An 18,173-nucleotide genomic window follows, 5' to 3' on the forward strand; every position below is an offset into this window, starting at 1 on the left:
CCTATCTCTTATCTGGAGATACAGCTACTGTCTGGTGTTTCAGGGGGCTACATCACTTCGTGATGAAGTTGCTGAGAAATGGAACAGTATTCCAGACTTTGAGCAGATGTTCGTTTCGACAGTCCGTAAAGGCCGTAAATAGTCAAAACAATAAAGTAAGGCTGCCATCGTGAATAACGGGGTGGCCTTTTTTTACATTACAGGTAACCAAAAATATGAATGGCTAACTATACAGTTTCTTCCTTTGTAATTGAGATGGGGTTTGACCCGTCTAAAGTTGAACGTGGTTTATCACAGCTAGACAAGCGTGTGATGCAAGCTGCAACTCGCATTGAAAAACAACTTAACTCGGCTTTCACTCGTCTGAATGGTGCACAGAAAACGGGTGAGATTTTTAATCAGATTCAGCGACAGGCATCACAAACCTCACAGCACATCCAAAAATCTTTACAGCGTGGCTTTGCTGTTGGTGGTGTTGGTGGTGGTCTGTTCACTCGATACCAGCAAGAGGGTGTACAGGCTGCTAATACTGTCCGTGATGCGATGCGTGAAGCTTCTCGCTCTGCTGGTGCACCCGCTGGTAATCCTCGCCCATACACTCCACGTGTTAACAATCGCCTGGCAGGGGCAGAATCCATCCGTGACCTTTCACATCGACAGACCACCAGTTCCTGGTATGGCAATATGCAGTTACGCCACCCACAGCTTGCTCAGCAATATCAGAACAGGCTGAATGAGCTTCGTAATAGTAGCTTGATGGGTAACCGTGATGTCACTGAATTCAGGCGAAATCTTAGAAATCTCAACTTTGAGTTTTCTCAACAGGTAAGAGCATCGTCACAGGTCAGAGCCTCGCAGCGTCTTAATGCTCTCGAGGGTGCTTCTTTATTTGGTAAGCTTGGTTTCGCAGTTTCTACTGTAACGGCTGGTCTTCTTTCCCTGAATGCAGCAGTAGAATACTTCAACGAATCTCTTCAGGAAGGTAATAAGCGTAACCAGGCAAAGAATATGCTGTCCGGTGCTTATGGTAGTGATACGAAGGTCATCACAGATGCCGTCAACGAGTATGCAAACAAATATGGTGCAGACAAAGCTGACGCTCAACAGCAAGCTGCTCAGTTACGTTTCACATTACCTGAACAGCAATTCTCGAATCAGGATATTGTCAAACTCCTTGAAACAGAATCAGTGTTTGCTCATCAGACAGGCATGAATCAGGAGGCTGTAGGGCGTTTAAACTACGCTATGCAACAGATTGCTGCATCTACCCATCTTATGGGGCAGGACTGGCTACAGGTGGTTAACGCATCACCAGCATTAATCAAGCCTCTTGAGAAACTCACCAATACCAGAAGTAGTCGTGAACTGCGTGATAAGCTTAAGGCTCTCTCAGGTGGAGAAACAGCACAGCTTATGGTCAAGGCTATGGAGAATCTCAACACTGAAACCAAAGCAACAGAGAAGGCTCTGAACAGTCTCGCTGCCGCCCAAGGAAGGTATTCAAATGCCATTAAAGATGGACAAGAGAAGTTCTATATGGGCTTCAGTGATGGGTTCAGGGCGCTTCTGGGCGCGTCTACGTCAATCATCGAGGATAACCTTCCCTTGTTTAAAGTGCTTGGTAATGGCCTTGGTGGTGTCTTCAAAACTCTGTCGGACTGGATTTACACTCTTGACAACGTCATTCTGACTGTTCGTGCGTATTACGCTGATTTTTCCGACATGTGGCAGGAGTTCTTCAAAGGATTACCAGAACCGGTTCAGAAGACCCTGACCACTATCGGTGACATCTTCAGGACATGGGCTGAGGGTATGCTTGTCACGGCTGCTCTGTTTGGTGGTGCTGGCGTTGCTAAAAAGGGTGGTGGATGGCTTATGCGTCTGCTAGGTCTTGGTGGTGCTGCTGGTGTTGCTGAAGGTGCTGGAGCTGCTGCTCTTACTGTTGCTGGTGTTCCTGCTCTCCCTCTAGTTGGCTCCACCCTGGGTATGTACCTTGGTATGAAGGCTGCTGGTGCTGAACCTGGATACCTACAGACGGATGAAGGGGGTATCCCGGGTGTCCCTGCCAAGAACTCACGCTGGAATCAGTTTATGAATTGGGCTAATGGTGCGCTTTCGGGGGTGGCGGTCAATGCAACTGCAGTGTCAACATTACCAGTCCTTACACCATCACCAGTAATGCCTCAGACTCAGAATGTGAAAGTATCCCTATCTCCCATTCAGTTTGCCCCGTTAACATTGAATATTCCAATGCTTGACGGTTCGACATATACCACAACCGCCCAGGTCACCTCTATGATTCATGGTAGGGAAGCTTCTGTCATGATGTCAGCGCAAGGTCTTGGTGGTGGATGGCAATCACCGGGACAAAACGCTGGATTCTCTCCGTCTTCACTGAAGCGCTGATATGTGACCCCCTCCATATCGAGGGGTTATGTTAACAATTTATTGACAATATAATAACAATCTGATAACATATCCATAGTGGTATTAAAACTATGGAGTATTAATGTATGCAAGCAATCTGAGAGTTCCAACTGAACAAGATGTACAAAACGCTGTTGAAGAAGTCCTGAAAGAAATCCTTCCATCTGCACCAGCGCAATTGCCAGCAAAGTCTGTTGTAACAATCACAAAAACGGGTAAGCCTCGCAAACCAAGACAAGGCAAGTCTACACCAAACCTGTTTCAGTCTGAGTTCAGACGAATCCACAACTATCACAATATGCCATCTCAGGTGGAGGATATCTTTATGGGTGCAGTACGTCAGACTACAACAGGTAGTAATTTGAATTCATACGTTGTTTTCAATCTGCTGAAGTCACTGAACACGATTTCTACAGAATCCGTTTACATGGCTGTTAATAGTCGCAGACCTAAAGCAGAGCACATCGATGTAAGATATGCTCAGCTATTAGCTTCAGCTTGTCGTAATGTCATCTCTGCATTTGAGCACCATTCTGAAGTTAAAAATATAACGAGTTACTATAGAGATTCCTCTCTATACGACGATTTTGACATTGAATCTGATGCAGAGGGTTATCGTAATCATGTACAGCCTGTTCAGACTACCGAACAGAAGAGACAGCTTCTTGTTCAAGCTGGTTTAACTCCTGAACAGGTGGAGTCTCATATGAATGGTGAGAAGGTTCAGTGGGGTGCAAGTATTCGCTGTGGGAGTGGTTCTTCTTCTGGTGTGCAGTCATCGTATGTTCATGTAGACATCTACCCTGAGAATATCGATAACCTTCTTTGGCTTCCAGACCTGTGTTGCTATGTTGATGTGACCACAGGTGAAATGTTTGATTGGTAAAGTCAAAAATATAACGAGTTACTATAGAGATTCCTCTCTAAGACAAAATATACGGAACTGTGTATTAGCACTTAAAAGATATCTGTACATAGTTCCCTTTACAGTGTGGGGAGCCATCGAGCATGGCGACCATAGGCTTCATAGCGGAGCGAGAGCCGTCTTTTACTGTGACCGTATTCTTACCCCCACTGAACAGATTACTTATCACACTCAAAACCTTTTCTTCGTCCCTCATGCGTGGACGAATCCTATCCCACTGATAAGAATTCTGTTCATCTCTCAAACAGTAGCACTGATGCGTCAGCTTCAAGCTTCGTACAAGAGCGAGCAAGCGTTTTAAGGCAACTGTATACCCATCACATCATCATTGTTCGGATTTTCCAAATCCTCAAATGCACTAAAGGAACACTGTGAACATGAACCATACACCTGAGCAAATCAGACAGATTGAAATCAACATGAATCGAAAGGTGGCGAGGATTGCCCGACACTTTGTCTTTCACCGGATGAAACATCCCACCTTTGAAGACCCCATCTTTGAATGCAGTCATTCACTCTACAACCATGTACTGCTTAAACTTGAAGAATACCTAGGATAAACAAACTAATGATTATTACCCCAGAACACATTGAACTACTGAAAACAGCAGAACAGAAATGCTCTACATCTTCACTTGTGACCCGTGTACTTCTCCTGAAGGCTGAAGGGAAGAGTCACGCTGAGATTGCTGCTGTAGTTGGTATCTCAAAATCTTATGTAAATCATATGATTACACAAACAAGAAAAGCTGCAAATTTGATTAAATGATTGATTTGTAAGTAATTTATTTGGTTGTTTTAAGCAATCCACAGTTTACACATACCCCTCAGTGTTACCCACATATCCATCTCGGAAAAAATAAAATGCAAAACACTACTATTCAGCCCTCGGTCAATACCTCCGTCGATACTATTACTTCCTCTCAGAAATTCCTTGAAGCAGTCCTGTATAAGGATGCTAAGGTTCTGCGTTCATTCGGAGTTGATGATAATTCTGTTCAGGCTATCACCCTGGATAAGCAAATTGAGGTGGCAATGAAGCTTCTTGCTGCTGATAACAATCTTAAGCGCTCACTGTCTAAGCGTGTGATTGCTGCACAGGTTCTTGGTGATAAAGAGACTGTACCAGCGACTACAGCACAAGCTGGTAAGCAAGCTACTTTCCAGACCACAGCGACCTTCAACCCTTCACCTTCAAAATCTCTTAAAGCTGCCTGAATCCACTGGTATCAAAAACGGGCGTTATTGGACCCATTTAAACCTCGTCTTTATTCGGTATCAAAAATATTGATTGGCGTTTTTGATTCTAGTATCATTTTGGTATAGTGTTTTTGATACCAATGAAAGGAATAACTATGTCACGTACCTTTGCCTACTGCCGTGTAAGTCGCAATGAACTCATCACAAGCAATCAGGTATTAGCTATACAGAATGCAGGGTACAAAGTCACACCATCACGTGTGATAGAGGAAACGGTGTCTGGTTCTGTGGCTGCAATGGATAGAGAAAAGTTTTCTAACCTTGTGAATAATAAACTGGAAGAGGGCGATACACTGATAGTTCTCAAACTAGACCGTTTAGGGCGTGATAACATTGATGTTCAGAAGACTGTTAAGTTACTGCTGGAAAGAGGTATCAAGCTTATCTGCTTAGACCTGCCTGTTGCTGACCTGTCAAAACCTGAAGGTAAGTTGATGCTGCAACTCTTCGCTACATTCGCAGAGTTTGAACGCAACCGCATCATTGAACGTACACAGCAGGGACTTGAACGAGCGAAAGCAGAAGGAAAGGTATTTGGGCGACCTAAAGCAGATACAGCCGCTATACAGCGTTTGAAGGCTTCTGGTATGAGTCAATCAAAGGTTGCCGCAGAACTCAGCATAGGCATTGCTACGGTTAAGAGACATTGGAACGTCTGACCGATACAGGCCACTTCACAGCAGGCTGTGTGATTCGATACGTTGAATCTCATGGCCTTTTTTGTATCTGGCTTTATTTGTTACCCGCAGTAAATACAACCGCTTTACAGCTTTCATCACTGATAGATGGATAACCAGCAAGACATGCCTGAGCAAGTTCATTAACCATCATTTCAGCCAGTTCATACCCACTTTCTTTACCATCCTTGTTTACAGGGTCATTAACCCAATCAAGAATCTTTGCGTAAACATCGGATTTGTTCTGCAATTCGTGGTGCTCTTGCATGTAATCATTGACTGTCTTGGCATTGGTGATTGAAGGAACCAGTAAAACAAGTGATATCAAAGCTATACGTTTTAACATGTGATTTCTCAGAGATATTTTAAAATTTTGCAAAGCAGAGGTAACCGGACGGTCAGACCTACTAAGCACGTAGACATTGTCCTTGATACTTTGCGCAGATACAACAAAGGCCACCTTTTACAGTGACCTGATTTTTATAAGAAAAAAAAAACAACAATAGTATGTGTGAAATCACAGGATTAGGTTTATCAATCACATATTGTATGTCATGCAAACCAAATACTTGATGAATATGGATATATGAACAAATACTTTCTAGGATTCACAGCACTATTGATGGTGTCTGCATCACACGCAAGCGACCTTACACCACAGCAACTCTTGAAGAATGTACGGATTGACTGTAATGACCCTTCATCCGTATTTCAGAAGCGGATTCTTGCTGATTCCTCTGAGTCTGAGCGAGCCTATACACAAGCCATCATCGAGGTTAAGAACGGAACGGCTGTATACTACGCTGGTTCTTTCGATGAAACTCAACTGGATGAGATTGTAAAGCTGAAGGTGACTGTGCAGGGTAACGCTATTGGTGGTGGTAATAAGAAGTACAGTCTTGGTATAGCAGATGGAGGTAAGTCTGTTGTGTTCCAGGACTTTACCTACGGTACGGAATGGATAGCCGGAGATTGTAAGGTTATCCAGCAATAGAGATGAGTAAAGGCCACTAGCATTCAACAAGTGGCCTTGTCAGATTTAACCCTTACGAGCCTCTGATTTCTCTGCTGCCATATCTTTGATGCGTTGTAGCTTTTGCGCTCTTTCGTGACGTGCTATGTACCAGTCTTCAAGAAGCATTTCTATCATCTCAATCAACAGATTCGCCTCATCCGGATTAACATCAATAATCAGGTTGATGTCTTTTTCCATATGAGCGCCGATGTTGCCAACCTTGCGAGTACTGTCGATAGCTTCCCATATAGCAGGGTCAACCTTCTCTTCAATAGCTTGTATTTCATTGAAGAGTGTATCTGGTTTGACCTTCCAGAAATCACGTATCATTCCCTGTAAGCATCGTCTTGCAAGGGTGGCTGAAGCTTTTGGTGATAGTTCCACAATGGCGCAAGCTTCCTGATAGTCTGTGAGAATGCCGTGCGGGATGTAGGCTGGATAGTCTTTTGCTCGTTGTTTAGTCAATTGAGGTAGGACGCGTGCAACTTTACGTGCATGTTTCAACAGCTTATGAGTACCAAAATCACTGTATTCCGCCATTTCAACTGTTATGGTCGGTTTGCGGCACTCTGGGTTAGGACATGTGATACCTTTTACTTCATATCTCCAAAGGCCAAAACTTGAATCCAAATCGATTGCAGAGGTTTTCTTGTCTTCATCTCTTATAACTGCTGCGGTCTCGCAATGGGGGCATATCCAGGACATTCATAATCTCCGTTGTTCGTTTTATCCATCCTGTATGCCACGTTAGATATGACCTTTCAATGAGTTGAGATAACTTATCTCATTTACCATGCACTGTAGATACGGAAAAGGCCATGAGATTCAATGAACCCCACAGCCTTCATCAGTGTTGACCTTACTCAATCATGTCAATTCTTGAACCGTTCCATTCTATGATTTTGTAGATAGTGCCGTCTGACCTTGTCTTAAACGCTACAGCATGTCTACGTGAACCAGGTAATACCCATTTGACCCCATCCCATTTGTAGCCAGATTTCTTAGCCTTACGTTCTGCACTGGCTACGCTACGTCCCAAATAGTTGTCAAAGTGTGTAGCAGGGCGGCTTTGCTGCTCGTTGATAGCGTTCACGCACTCCTGAGCGCTCATGTTCGTGCAGTTCCCCAGATACTCAAGTTGTGCGTGTGATTCAGTCGAAAGGAATAAAGCTACTGGTAGTAGTAATAGTGCAATTCTCATTGATTAATCCTTGTGTTAGGTGTTAACCAACTTATTGATTTTATTTACGAATGTTGGAAGTAAACTAGCTATGCTTGAAGTGTATCAATAGAAAGGTTGATTCAGGATAACGCGGTTAACGCCACGTTCGTGCAGGCCGCGATTCAGCAACCGTTCTTCCTCGCCTTTACTGAAAAAGCCGGGATGGCGCACTTCCACACCGTAATGAAAATCTTTCGGCAGACCATCGAGAAAAGCCCATAGCGCGGGAAGATCGCGCGGGCCGAAGGTTGCGGGAAGCTGCAACCAGTACTGGCCGATACGCCCGGCGAGCGGCGACAGGCGTTGGAAAAATTCCTGCGTGAGATCGTCACACTGGCGAAGCGCGGCCTGGTGTGAAATGGTTGCCGGAAATTTAAAGCAGAAGCGAAAATGATCGTCCGTTTGCGCCTGCCAGCGGGCGACGATCTCGGCTTTAGGCAGGGCGTAGAGGGTCGTATTGCCCTCCACACAGTTAAAATGACGGGCATACTGTTCAAGGCTGGTGATACCCAGGCGCACCCATTTCGGATGCGACCATTGGGGAAGCCCGACATAAATCATAGCGCGGCCAGGATCGCTTCGGTGCTGCGAACGCGCGCAATGCGCGGGAAAATATAGGACAGGCTGCTCTGATGCTGATCGTTGTTAAACGCGCTGCACGCGTCTTCGGCTATGACCAGGTTGAAGCCCAGCTCCCAGGCGTTACGCGCGGTCGACTCCACGCCGATATTGGTTGAGATCCCGCACAGGATGATGTTCTCAATACCGCGACGACGCAGCTGCATTTCAAGGTCGGTACCGTAAAATGCGCCCCACTGGCGTTTAGTCACTTCGATATCGCTGTCCTGTTTACCCAGCGCGGCCGGGTAGGTCCACCAGTTATCCGGCAGCGCTTTTGCCGGGGCCGGGGCGTCAACCGGCTGCTTTAACGCTTCGCCAAAATCGGCGGACCAGCCCACGCGAACTAACACCACCGGCGCGGCGACGGCGCGGCATTTCTCGGCCAGACGCGCCGCGCGTGCGACCACGTCGTCAGCGGTATGCGGGCCGCCGGCAAAGGGCAGAATGCCTTCCTGCAGGTCAATCACCACAAGGGCGGTTTTTTTGGCGTCTAAATTCAGCATGGAGTTCCTCGGTATACGGGCTATGGGGAGCATACCTTACAATCGTCGCCAGGTTATTGAACGGATAAATATTGTTAATTTTTGTGAGCGGGGGCAATAAGCGTTCAGCAAACAGGCGTATAAACAGCTGCGGACTTATCGTGGGCGAGAATTTCCAGTATAATAGCCCCCTTTTTTCATCCAGTAGTGACATTCAGCTAAAGCTGCGACAGTAACGCCTGCACGGCAGGCGACAATCCGCCGACGGCTAAGTTAAGGGATATCTCATGCGTACAGAATATTGCGGACAGCTTCGACAGTCCCACGTTGGGCAGCAGGTGACTCTGTGTGGTTGGGTCAACCGCCGTCGTGATCTCGGTAGCCTCATTTTTATCGATATGCGCGACCGTGAAGGCATCGTTCAGGTGTTCTTCGATCCGGATCGTGCGGATGCGTTGAAGTTAGCCTCTGAACTGCGTAATGAGTTCTGCATTCAGGTCACCGGCACCGTTCGTGCGCGTGATGAAAAGAACATCAACGCGGACATGGCGACCGGCGCTATCGAAGTGCTTGCTTCTGACCTGACGATCATTAACCGTTCAGAATCGCTGCCGCTGGACTCAAACCACGTCAACACCGAAGAAGCGCGTCTGAAGTACCGCTACCTCGACCTGCGTCGTCCGGAAATGGCTCAGCGCCTGAAAACCCGCGCGAAAATCACCAGCTTCGTGCGCCGTTTCATGGACGATCACGGTTTCCTCGATATCGAAACCCCGATGCTGACCAAAGCGACCCCGGAAGGTGCGCGCGACTACCTGGTACCGTCCCGCGTACATAAAGGTAAATTCTACGCGCTGCCGCAGTCTCCTCAGCTGTTTAAACAGCTGCTGATGATGTCCGGCTTCGACCGCTACTATCAGATCGTAAAATGCTTCCGTGACGAAGACCTGCGCGCCGACCGTCAGCCGGAATTCACTCAGATCGATGTGGAAACCTCCTTCATGACCGCACCGCAGGTGCGTGAAGTGATGGAAGCGCTGGTGCGTCAGCTGTGGCTGGAAATCAAAGGTGTCGATCTGGGCGATTTCCCGATCATGACCTTTGCTGAAGCCGAGCGTCGCTATGGTTCCGATAAACCGGACCTGCGTAACCCGATGGAACTGGTTGACGTTGCCGATCTGGTGAAAGACGTTGAGTTTGCGGTCTTCTCCGGCCCGGCGAACGATCCGAAAGGCCGCGTTGCCGCACTGCGCGTACCGGGCGGGGCGTCTCTGACCCGTAAGCTGATTGACGAATACGGCAACTTTGTGAAGATCTATGGCGCGAAAGGCCTGGCCTACATCAAAGTGACCGAACGTGCTAAAGGCATGGAAGGCATCAACAGCCCAGTGGCCAAATTCCTGACTGCGGACATCGTGGAAGCGATTCTTGAACGTACCGGCGCGCAGGATGGCGACATGGTGTTCTTCGGCGCCGACAATAAAAAAGTGGTGGCCGATGCGATGGGCGCGCTGCGCCTCAAGCTGGGCAAAGATCTTAACCTGACCGACGAGTCCATGTGGGCGCCGCTGTGGGTTATCGACTTCCCGATGTTTGAAGACGACGGTGAAGGCGGCCTGACCGCGATGCACCACCCGTTCACCTCGCCGAAAGACATGACCGCCGATGAGCTGAAAGCCGCGCCGGAAGATGCCGTGGCGAATGCTTACGACATGGTCATCAACGGCTATGAAGTGGGCGGCGGTTCCGTGCGTATCCACCGTGGCGATATGCAGCAGACCGTGTTCGGTATTCTGGGCATTAACGAACAGGAACAGCGTGAGAAATTCGGCTTCCTGCTCGACGCCCTGAAATACGGCACGCCGCCGCACGCGGGCCTGGCGTTTGGTCTGGACCGTCTGACCATGCTGCTGACCGGCACCGACAACATCCGCGACGTTATCGCTTTCCCGAAAACGACCGCGGCTGCCTGTCTGATGACCGAAGCACCAAGCTTCGCGAACCCGGCTTCGCTGGGTGAACTGGGTATTCAGGTTATTGCGAAAGAGCCGAAAGAGTCGGCGGAGAATAAGTAACATGTCATTCAAGCGACCCGTTTCTATTCTGGTGGTCATTTACGCCCAGGACAGTAAACGGGTGCTGATGTTGCAGCGACGCGATGACCCTGACTTCTGGCAGTCGGTCACCGGCAGTATAGAGGAAGGGGAAACCGCGTCGCAGGCTGCCATGCGTGAAGTAAAGGAAGAGGTCACCATTGATGTTGTGTCTGAGCAACTGACCTTGATGGACTGTCAACGCACGGTGGAGTTTGAAATTTTTCAACATTTACGTCATCGCTATGCCCCTGGCGTCGAACGCAATACGGAATCGTGGTTCTGTCTTGCGCTTCCTCACGAACGGGAAGTGGTGTTCACCGAACACCTGGCTTACCAATGGCTCGATGCGCCCGCTGCGGCGGCGCTCACCAAGTCGTGGAGCAACCGGCAGGCGATTGAAGAATTTGTCATTAACGCTGCCTGAAAGGGCATAGTTTTTTGGAGATATTTTTATGGCAGGTCATAGTAAATGGGCCAACACCAGACATCGTAAAGCCGCGCAGGATGCGAAGCGCGGCAAAATCTTCACCAAGATCATTCGTGAGCTGGTGACGGCGGCCAAACTGGGCGGCGGCGATCCGGATGCGAACCCACGTCTGCGTGCAGCGGTAGATAAAGCCCTGGCCAACAACATGACGCGCGATACCCTGAACCGCGCTATCGCGCGCGGTGTGGGCGGTGATGAAGATTCCAACATGGAAACCATCATCTATGAAGGCTACGGTCCTGGCGGCACCGCGGTGATGATTGAGTGCCTGTCTGACAACCGTAACCGTACCGTTGCGGAAGTGCGTCATGCGTTCAGCAAAACCGGCGGCAACCTGGGTACCGACGGTTCCGTCGCGTATCTGTTCAGCAAAAAAGGCGTGATCTCCTTTGAACAGGGCGACGAAGACGTCATCATGGAAGCGGCGCTGGAAGCCGGTGCTGAAGATGTGGTGACCTTCGACGACGGCGCGATTGACGTCTATACCGCGTGGGAAGAGATGGGTAAAGTGCGTGATGCGCTGGAAGCGGCTGGTCTGAAAGCCGACGCGGCGGAAGTGTCCATGATTCCATCGACCAAAGCCGATATGGATGCGGAAACGGCGCCGAAGCTGATGCGTCTGATCGACATGCTGGAAGACTGTGACGACGTTCAGGAAGTCTACCATAACGGCGAAATCTCTGACGAGGTTGCTGCTACCTTAGAATGAGGTGGTTTAACGCTGACATAACAGGAGAGGCGTGATGTCTATTATTCTCGGCATTGACCCGGGGTCACGCATCACCGGTTATGGTGTCATTCGCCAGGTGGGTCGCCAGTTGACCTATCTTGGCAGCGGATGCATCCGCACTAAAGTTGACGATCTGCCGTCGCGTCTGAAGCTGATTTACGCAGGCGTGACGGAGATCATCACGCAGTTCCAGCCGGACTATTTCGCTATCGAGCAGGTCTTTATGGCGAAAAACGCCGATTCGGCACTCAAACTAGGGCAGGCGCGCGGCGTGGCGATTGTAGCCGCCACCAACCAGGAACTGCCGGTTTTTGAGTATGCGGCTCGCCAGGTCAAACAGACGGTGGTGGGTATCGGTAGCGCGGAAAAAAGCCAGGTACAGCATATGGTGCGAACGCTGCTCAAGCTGCCCGCCAACCCGCAGGCGGATGCCGCGGATGCGCTGGCGATTGCCATTACCCATTGCCATGTCAGCCAGAATGCCATGCAGGTGAGCGATGCAAGGCTGAATTTAGCGCGTGGACGGCTGCGATAACTTAAACCGCCTCAGTCGCCGTTGATTGGGGGGGTATCTACATTTTGTGAATCCACCAGAATAAGATTCGGATGCTGCCACAGGCTGGCTGGCGTCACCGTTTTGCGCTCCCAGGGAATAGACCCTAAAAACCAGAGCTTCCAGAAGGTGAGCTTCGCACCGGGGTTGCTGTGCAGCAATTCTTCAAACGTCTCGACGTCGCCTATCGGAATACACAACGCTTCTTTGTAGATATCAAACACAAATTTCGAACAGAACTGGCGTGATGACTCGTATTTAAATCCCGTGTGATAAAATTTATTTAGCCGGGCAGGAACCTGCTCCATGATCGCGAGTTTTTGTTCGACCGTCAGGCCGCCGCGCAGGCGACGAACGGCATAACGCTGTTCAGCGGAACGCTGAATAAACAGCGATAGCGTGGTGACGGTTGAGAGAGTGACGCGGCTTTCAGCCACCAGATAGTCTTCGCCGTTGTGGCCGATAATTATGCCAACATGGTTACTCCAGCACTGTGATGCGGTTGATATCTGGCCGAAAAGCGCAGCACCTATACAGGTAAAGACAATATCTCCGGTTTCATATTGCGTTGAGTAATGTTTTTTCATGCTCTCGTTCCATGGTGATTTTCTGAAATGACGCCCTTTATTTTACGCTGTAAGATAATTAACACTATATTAGTGCCATGACAAGAAATGGGTTATTGATAAATCATCTTGATGAATGCTGTTATCTATTGTTATTTGGGCTATTAATGTGTTTTTTACGGCATTAAAAAAAGAGCGCTTAATTTTATCAGAAGGAAGGGGAATGGAAGGTAAACAGTCGCAGGGAAGACGAAAGTTATTCTATCCGCCTTATGTATGTATTTGTATCAGCATGCATTTTTTTCTGAGCTTATGTTATTGTCTGGTTGTTGATATAACAGAGGCTAATGCAATCGTTTTTTTATTGAAGCCAGGCACTATTTCGCTGTTCTTTTTATTTATTCCTATCAAGGCGCGAAGTGTCAGAATGCTGGTGGTGTTTGTCTCGATTGTTATCACTTTTATCTTTAATCAATGGCCCCTGGCTACAGGAAATAAAACCTTAGTTTTGTGTGTGCAGGTCGCATGGTTTATCGCATGCTGGTCCACAACGGCGGTAAATAAATCAGGCTGGCTGATGATGAGCGTAGCGTTATTTTTGCTCTGTATTTGGGGGGTAATCCGGCAGGAGCGGATAAAACAACAGTTTAACACTGCTGATATTTATATTGTTAATGATGGAGTAAGTTGTGGCGCAAATGGTCACTGTTTCCAGTATATTGCGGCACAAGGTTATGGCTTGACGGCGAAACGACAGACGATTTTTAGTAGTGAAAATTATGTGAATATTTATTACAGCTACCCAGAAGGTGTTCCTGCTGTAAATTTTGATGGAATGAACGGCGAGTTTTCACAATATTTTCTATGTCATGGTCGTTTAACGCATGTTGAGCATAATAACATGGCGGTATGCAATTGAATTCAGCAAGCTTAAACCGAGTTGTCCGTAACGTTATTATTCAATATGTCAGGTTATACCGGTATTGTTGTAATAATATTTGCTTCTGATTAATCAGCATAAATGGTTAGGGGATTGCTGGTGAATATGCGTAAACTAATGGCCATGAAACATAGATTGTGGATAGTACCGATCATTTTCAGTGGCTATGTGTTGTTCACCGATTATGGCTATTATCATAACAGCGTTCGCGATAGCGGACTCGTTTCCGCCGTTCATTACGTTAGCACCGCTGAGCGCAAGATGAGCGGTGATTGTCATTTAGCGCGAGATACGTGTGCGGGCCTCTATTCGTACGACACGACCTGGCGGCAAGGAGAGCAATCTTACGTTTTTCATACCGACAGAGAACTAAACCCGCCAGCAAGGGCGATGTGCGTACAATTTGTCCAGAACGATCCAAGCGTAGCCAAACTCTGTCATCATCTCTTTTTCAATGCCAGCTTTGTACCTTATTTAATCGCTATCTGGTCAATCGCCGCTTTTATGAGTCTGACGCGCTTTGTCCACCATAAACTGCATCCCCGCCTGCCGATGCTGGAGACCTGGCGTATTATTGATCGCCGTCATCACTTGTTACTGGAAACGCAGGAGCGGGAAGAGGCGCTGCGGTTTATCGGTAAAGGCTATCGAATTTGCCATACGACGCGCGGGCAGGAGGTTATCCGGGTGGGGCGAAAGAAAGTCGATAATCATTATACGGTATATTTTGTTCGTGCCAGCAACGGTACCCGTAGGCGATAAAGCGCCTGGCAAATCGCTAAAGACGTTTTTCATCTGGATATCTATCCAGTCTTTTTTTATGATAGTGCATTACCTTTTCAGCCCTTAACGCAGGAGCGTCATGTGATAGGCAGACTCAGAGGCATCATTCTCGAAAAACAACCCCCGTTGGTCCTTCTGGAGACCGGCGGCGTCGGCTATGAAGTGCATATGCCGATGACCTGTTTTTACGAGCTGCCGGAGGCCGGGCAGGAGGCGATCGTCTTCACCCACTTTGTGGTGCGCGAAGATGCCCAACTGCTGTACGGTTTTAACAATAAACAGGAGCGGACCCTGTTTAAAGAGTTGATTAAAACCAACGGCGTCGGCCCGAAGCTGGCGCTGGCCATCCTGTCGGGCATGTCGGCGCAGCAGTTTGTCAACGCGGTGGAACGTGAAGAGCTTGGCGCGCTGGTCAAGCTGCCGGGGATTGGCAAGAAAACCGCCGAGCGCCTGATTGTCGAAATGAAAGACCGCTTCAAAGGGCTGCATGGCGATCTGTTTACCCCTGCCGCCGATCTGGTGCTGACGTCTCCTGCGGGGCCGGAGAGCGACGACGCCGAGCAGGAAGCGGTTGCCGCGCTGGTGGCGCTGGGCTATAAACCTCAGGAAGCCAGTCGGATGGTGAGCAAAATCACCCGTCCGGACGCCAGCAGTGAAACATTGATCCGCGAAGCGCTCCGCGCGGCGCTATGAGGTAAAGGATGATTGAAGCAGACCGTCTGATTTCCGCTGAAAGCACGTTGCCAGAAGATGTGGCAGACCGTGCGATTCGGCCAAAATTACTGGAAGAGTATATCGGCCAGCCGCAGGTGCGTTCGCAGATGGAAATCTTCATCCAGGCGGCGAAGCTGCGCGGCGACGCGCTGGATCATCTGCTGATCTTCGGCCCGCCGGGCCTTGGGAAAACGACGCTGGCAAACATTGTTGCCAATGAAATGGGCGTTAACCTGCGCACCACCTCTGGCCCGGTGTTGGAGAAAGCAGGCGACCTGGCGGCAATGCTCACCAACCTTGAACCGCACGATGTGCTGTTTATCGACGAGATTCACCGCCTGTCGCCGGTTGTGGAAGAAGTGCTCTATCCGGCAATGGAAGACTACCAGCTGGATATCATGATTGGCGAGGGCCCGGCTGCGCGCTCAATTAAAATCGATCTGCCACCGTTCACCTTGATTGGTGCTACCACTCGCGCGGGTTCGCTGACCTCACCGCTGCGCGATCGTTTCGGTATCGTCCAGCGTCTGGAGTTCTACCAGGTGCCTGATTTGCAGCACATCGTCGGGCGTAGCGCCCGCCATATGGGGCTGGAAATGAGCGACGAAGGTGCTCTGGAGGTTGCCCGTCGCGCGCGCGGTACGCCGCGTATCGCTAACCGCCTGCTCCGGCGCGTGCGCGACTACGCTGAAGTCAAGCATGACGGCACTATCTCGGCCGACATCGCCGCGCAGGCGCTGGATATGCTGAACGTCGACGCCGAAGGCTTTGACTATATGGACCGCAAGCTGCTGCTGGCGGTGATTGATAAGTTCTTTGGTGGGCCGGTTGGGTTGGACAACCTGGCGGCGGCAATCGGTGAAGAGCGCGAAACCATTGAGGACGTGCTGGAGCCGTATCTGATTCAGCAGGGTTTTTTGCAGCGTACCCCGCGTGGGCGCATCGCAACGACGCGCGCGTGGAGCCACTTTGGCATCACGCCGCCGGAAATGCCTTAGCAATGCAACACCTGATGGCGCTTCGCTTATCAGGCCTACCATTCTGTAGGCCCGGTCGGCGAAGCGCCACAGAGCAAATCAGGCGGCCGCTTTGCGGGTCATGCTCAGGATAAACAGCAGCGCCGCGCACAGCACGACGGAAGGCCCGGCCGGCGTATCGTAAAACGCCGAGAAGGTCAGCCCACCCGTTACCGCAATCATCCCTACCACGACGGCAATACCCGCCATTTGTTCCGGCGTACGCGCAAAACGTCGCGCCGTCGCCGCGGGGATAATCAGCAGTGACGTAATAATCAACGCGCCGACAAACTTCATCGCCACGCCGATGGTCAGCGCCGTCACCAGCATCAGCAGTAGTTTAACCCGCTGGAGCTTCACGCCGTCGACAAACGCTAAATCCGGGCTGATGGTCATCGACAGCAGGTTGCGCCACTGCCAGAACAAAATACCCAGCACCACGATGACGCCGAGCGCAATCGAGATCAGATCCTGCGGCGTAACCGCTAGCAGATCGCCGAACAGGTAGGCCATCAGGTCGACGCGGATATTCGACATCAGGCTGACGACCACCAGGCCGAGCGACAGCGCGCTGTGCGCCATAATGCCGAGAAGCGTATCCACCGCGAGGTGAGGGCGCTTCTCTAGCCACACCAGACCACCGGCCAGCAGCAGCGTGACGGCGATGACCGCATAGAAAGGGTTAACGTCCAGCAGCAGGCCGAACGCCACTCCCAGCAGCGAGGCATGGGCGAGGGTATCGCCAAAGTAGGACATCCGGCGCCAGACGACAAACGAGCCCAGAGGGCCCGCCGCGCATGCCAGCATCATTCCGGCCAGCCAGCCGGGAAGTAAAATTTCAATCATGACTGCCCATTTCCCCGACGAAGAACGATACGGCCCTGTAAATCATGGCGGTGGTTATGCTGATGACGGTAAATCCCCAGCTGTTCGGCGCCGCGCGGGCCAAACATGGAGATAAATTCCGGATGCATGGAGACCACGTCCGGCGTGCCGGAGCAGCAAATATGATGATTGAGACACAGCACATCGTCGGTTTTCGCCATTACCAGATGCAGATCGTGCGACACCATCAGCACCGCGCAGTTAAGCTCCTGGCGAAGCTGATTAATCAGATCGTATAGCGCCACCTGGCCGTTGACGTCAACGCCCTGGGTGGGTTCATCCAGCACCAGCAGCTGAGGCTTGTTTAACAGCGCACGCGCCAGCAGAACGCGCTGGGTTTCACCACCGGAGAGCTTCTGCATCGGTGCATCCTGCAGGTGCCCGGCCTGTACGCGCATCAGCGCGGGCAGAATATCTTCTTTGCGCGTTGCCGGGTGCAAGCGTAAAAAACGCTTGACGGTAAGCGGTAATGTCGCGTCAAGGTGGACCTTTTGCGGTACGTAGCCTACGCGCAGCTGTTTTTCACGCACGACCACGCCTTCGCTGGGCGGCACGAGGCCCAACACCACGCGCACCAGCGTCGACTTACCCGCGCCGTTCGGGCCAAGCAGCGTCAGAATGCGCCCTGGCTTGAGATTCAGTGAGATGTCGGAGAGCACCCGGCGCTGGCCGAAGCTGACGGAGACATTTTGCAGCGATACAAGATTCGTCATAGCAATTAGGGGTTGCACAAGATAGTGAATGTTATAATATCACACATCACTTATTCATTTC

At 50.1% G+C, this 18,173-nt stretch carries 20 protein-coding genes and 1 pseudogene; 14 read left to right on the top strand and 7 right to left on the bottom strand.

The genetic code is table 11. The features are described from left to right. Positions 1-219 precede the first annotated feature (219 nt). From V6942_RS17150 to V6942_RS17170, 5 genes are all read left to right on the top strand, one after another. Positions 220-2,406: a hypothetical protein gene (locus tag V6942_RS17150; protein WP_333501547.1), complete on the top strand. Its 2,187-nt coding sequence runs from the start codon at positions 220-222 to the stop codon at positions 2,404-2,406. Between the two features lie 103 nt (positions 2,407-2,509). Beyond that, entirely contained in the window at positions 2,510-3,313 is an 804-nt protein-coding gene (locus V6942_RS17155; RefSeq protein WP_333501548.1) for a hypothetical protein, read from the top strand. Positions 3,314-3,920: 607 nt separating this feature from the next. Then, complete coding sequence (locus V6942_RS17160) at positions 3,921-4,121, top strand: helix-turn-helix domain-containing protein (RefSeq protein ID WP_333501549.1); 201 nt, start codon at positions 3,921-3,923, stop codon at positions 4,119-4,121. 95 nt (positions 4,122-4,216) lie between these two features. Beyond that, positions 4,217-4,570: a hypothetical protein gene (locus V6942_RS17165; RefSeq protein WP_333501550.1), complete on the top strand. Its 354-nt coding sequence runs from the start codon at positions 4,217-4,219 to the stop codon at positions 4,568-4,570. Positions 4,571-4,707: 137 nt separating this feature from the next. Next, the gene (locus V6942_RS17170; protein WP_333501551.1) at positions 4,708-5,271 is read left to right on the top strand and encodes a recombinase family protein; all 564 of its coding nucleotides are present in this window, start codon (positions 4,708-4,710) and stop codon (positions 5,269-5,271) included. Between the two features lie 73 nt (positions 5,272-5,344). Here the strand turns inward: V6942_RS17170 and V6942_RS17175 are convergent, their stop codons facing one another. Continuing rightward, the gene (locus V6942_RS17175; protein WP_333501552.1) at positions 5,345-5,635 is read right to left on the bottom strand and encodes a hypothetical protein; all 291 of its coding nucleotides are present in this window, start codon (positions 5,633-5,635) and stop codon (positions 5,345-5,347) included. 240 nt (positions 5,636-5,875) lie between these two features. Between V6942_RS17175 and V6942_RS17180 the strand changes: the two genes are divergently transcribed. Further along, the gene (locus V6942_RS17180; protein WP_333501553.1) at positions 5,876-6,283 is read left to right on the top strand and encodes a hypothetical protein; all 408 of its coding nucleotides are present in this window, start codon (positions 5,876-5,878) and stop codon (positions 6,281-6,283) included. A 45-nt stretch (positions 6,284-6,328) separates the two neighbouring features. Here V6942_RS17180 and V6942_RS17185 read toward each other — a convergent pair whose 3' ends face one another. The 3 genes and pseudogenes from V6942_RS17185 to V6942_RS17195 form a co-directional block, all read right to left on the bottom strand. Continuing rightward, positions 6,329-7,009, bottom strand: coding sequence for a DUF4145 domain-containing protein (locus V6942_RS17185; protein ID WP_333501554.1), 681 nt, complete (start codon positions 7,007-7,009; stop codon positions 6,329-6,331). A gap of 595 nt (positions 7,010-7,604) precedes the next feature. Continuing rightward, a pseudogene (locus V6942_RS17190) lies at positions 7,605-8,087 on the bottom strand (DUF72 domain-containing protein); the annotation flags it as partial. Further along, complete coding sequence (locus tag V6942_RS17195; RefSeq protein ID WP_182930419.1) at positions 8,084-8,650, bottom strand: hydrolase; 567 nt, start codon at positions 8,648-8,650, stop codon at positions 8,084-8,086. The gene V6942_RS17195 and the pseudogene V6942_RS17190, both read right to left, overlap by 4 nt. 266 nt (positions 8,651-8,916) lie before the next feature. Here V6942_RS17195 and aspS point away from each other — a divergent pair, with 266 nt between their 5' ends. From aspS to ruvC, 4 genes are read left to right on the top strand one after another with little or no spacing between them, the layout of a single operon-like run. Next, a complete protein-coding gene (gene aspS / locus V6942_RS17200; protein WP_106927787.1) occupies positions 8,917-10,704 on the top strand; it encodes an aspartate--tRNA ligase in 1,788 nt (595 codons plus the stop codon). Between the two features lies 1 nt (position 10,705). Further along, positions 10,706-11,149, top strand: a complete 444-nt coding sequence (gene nudB, locus V6942_RS17205) for a dihydroneopterin triphosphate diphosphatase (RefSeq protein WP_106927785.1) — start codon at positions 10,706-10,708, stop codon at positions 11,147-11,149. 28 nt (positions 11,150-11,177) lie between these two features. Further along, on the top strand, positions 11,178-11,921 hold the full coding sequence (locus V6942_RS17210; protein ID WP_106927783.1) for a YebC/PmpR family DNA-binding transcriptional regulator: 744 nt from the start codon (positions 11,178-11,180) through the stop codon (positions 11,919-11,921). 34 nt (positions 11,922-11,955) lie between these two features. Next, a complete protein-coding gene (gene ruvC, locus V6942_RS17215; protein WP_106927781.1) occupies positions 11,956-12,477 on the top strand; it encodes a crossover junction endodeoxyribonuclease RuvC in 522 nt (173 codons plus the stop codon). Between the two features lie 11 nt (positions 12,478-12,488). On the opposite strand, the gene V6942_RS17220 is transcribed toward ruvC, so the two are convergent. After that, complete coding sequence (locus tag V6942_RS17220) at positions 12,489-13,082, bottom strand: YebB family permuted papain-like enzyme (RefSeq protein ID WP_420107854.1); 594 nt, start codon at positions 13,080-13,082, stop codon at positions 12,489-12,491. A gap of 202 nt (positions 13,083-13,284) precedes the next feature. On the opposite strand from V6942_RS17220, the gene V6942_RS17225 reads away from it, so the two are divergent. The 4 genes from V6942_RS17225 to ruvB all read left to right on the top strand — a co-directional run bounded on the left by V6942_RS17225 (position 13,285) and on the right by ruvB (position 16,496). Beyond that, positions 13,285-13,980, top strand: coding sequence for a hypothetical protein (locus tag V6942_RS17225; RefSeq protein ID WP_333501555.1), 696 nt, complete (start codon positions 13,285-13,287; stop codon positions 13,978-13,980). Positions 13,981-14,100: 120 nt separating this feature from the next. Continuing rightward, positions 14,101-14,763: a hypothetical protein gene (locus tag V6942_RS17230; protein WP_333501556.1), complete on the top strand. Its 663-nt coding sequence runs from the start codon at positions 14,101-14,103 to the stop codon at positions 14,761-14,763. A 102-nt stretch (positions 14,764-14,865) separates the two neighbouring features. Then, positions 14,866-15,477 (top strand): Holliday junction branch migration protein RuvA, encoded by a 612-nt coding sequence (ruvA, locus tag V6942_RS17235; RefSeq protein WP_182965364.1) that lies wholly within the window; start codon positions 14,866-14,868, stop codon positions 15,475-15,477. Positions 15,478-15,485: 8 nt separating this feature from the next. Further along, complete coding sequence (ruvB, locus tag V6942_RS17240; RefSeq protein WP_106927779.1) at positions 15,486-16,496, top strand: Holliday junction branch migration DNA helicase RuvB; 1,011 nt, start codon at positions 15,486-15,488, stop codon at positions 16,494-16,496. A 78-nt stretch (positions 16,497-16,574) separates the two neighbouring features. Here ruvB and znuB read toward each other — a convergent pair whose 3' ends face one another. Further along, positions 16,575-17,360, bottom strand: coding sequence for a zinc ABC transporter permease subunit ZnuB (gene znuB / locus V6942_RS17245; protein WP_182965363.1), 786 nt, complete (start codon positions 17,358-17,360; stop codon positions 16,575-16,577). Continuing rightward, complete coding sequence (gene znuC, locus V6942_RS17250) at positions 17,357-18,112, bottom strand: zinc ABC transporter ATP-binding protein ZnuC (RefSeq protein WP_106927774.1); 756 nt, start codon at positions 18,110-18,112, stop codon at positions 17,357-17,359. The genes znuB and znuC overlap by 4 nt, the downstream gene beginning before the upstream one ends. Positions 18,113-18,173: the final 61 nt, after the last annotated feature.

Source organism: Kluyvera genomosp. 2, assembly GCF_036759865.1.
Classification (GTDB): domain Bacteria; phylum Pseudomonadota; class Gammaproteobacteria; order Enterobacterales; family Enterobacteriaceae; genus Kluyvera; species Kluyvera ascorbata_B.

What these genes read in the sequence shown, in the direction of transcription:
- V6942_RS17160 (WP_333501549.1), top strand. Translation starts at nt 3,921, where the DNA reads ATGATTATTACCCCAGAACACATTGAACTACTGAAAACAGCAGAACAG.
- V6942_RS17185 (WP_333501554.1), bottom strand. Translation starts at nt 7,009, where the DNA reads ATGTCCTGGATATGCCCCCATTGCGAGACCGCAGCAGTTATAAGAGAT.
- ruvC (WP_106927781.1), top strand. Translation starts at nt 11,956, where the DNA reads ATGTCTATTATTCTCGGCATTGACCCGGGGTCACGCATCACCGGTTAT.
- nudB (WP_106927785.1), top strand. Translation starts at nt 10,706, where the DNA reads ATGTCATTCAAGCGACCCGTTTCTATTCTGGTGGTCATTTACGCCCAG.
- V6942_RS17175 (WP_333501552.1), bottom strand. Translation starts at nt 5,635, where the DNA reads ATGTTAAAACGTATAGCTTTGATATCACTTGTTTTACTGGTTCCTTCA.
- V6942_RS17210 (WP_106927783.1), top strand. Translation starts at nt 11,178, where the DNA reads ATGGCAGGTCATAGTAAATGGGCCAACACCAGACATCGTAAAGCCGCG.
- V6942_RS17155 (WP_333501548.1), top strand. Translation starts at nt 2,510, where the DNA reads ATGTATGCAAGCAATCTGAGAGTTCCAACTGAACAAGATGTACAAAAC.
- V6942_RS17150 (WP_333501547.1), top strand. Translation starts at nt 220, where the DNA reads ATGGCTAACTATACAGTTTCTTCCTTTGTAATTGAGATGGGGTTTGAC.
- znuC (WP_106927774.1), bottom strand. Translation starts at nt 18,112, where the DNA reads ATGACGAATCTTGTATCGCTGCAAAATGTCTCCGTCAGCTTCGGCCAG.
- V6942_RS17195 (WP_182930419.1), bottom strand. Translation starts at nt 8,650, where the DNA reads ATGCTGAATTTAGACGCCAAAAAAACCGCCCTTGTGGTGATTGACCTG.
- V6942_RS17165 (WP_333501550.1), top strand. Translation starts at nt 4,217, where the DNA reads ATGCAAAACACTACTATTCAGCCCTCGGTCAATACCTCCGTCGATACT.
- V6942_RS17225 (WP_333501555.1), top strand. Translation starts at nt 13,285, where the DNA reads ATGGAAGGTAAACAGTCGCAGGGAAGACGAAAGTTATTCTATCCGCCT.
- ruvB (WP_106927779.1), top strand. Translation starts at nt 15,486, where the DNA reads ATGATTGAAGCAGACCGTCTGATTTCCGCTGAAAGCACGTTGCCAGAA.
- znuB (WP_182965363.1), bottom strand. Translation starts at nt 17,360, where the DNA reads ATGATTGAAATTTTACTTCCCGGCTGGCTGGCCGGAATGATGCTGGCA.
- V6942_RS17180 (WP_333501553.1), top strand. Translation starts at nt 5,876, where the DNA reads ATGAACAAATACTTTCTAGGATTCACAGCACTATTGATGGTGTCTGCA.
- V6942_RS17220 (WP_420107854.1), bottom strand. Translation starts at nt 13,082, where the DNA reads ATGAAAAAACATTACTCAACGCAATATGAAACCGGAGATATTGTCTTT.
- aspS (WP_106927787.1), top strand. Translation starts at nt 8,917, where the DNA reads ATGCGTACAGAATATTGCGGACAGCTTCGACAGTCCCACGTTGGGCAG.
- V6942_RS17170 (WP_333501551.1), top strand. Translation starts at nt 4,708, where the DNA reads ATGTCACGTACCTTTGCCTACTGCCGTGTAAGTCGCAATGAACTCATC.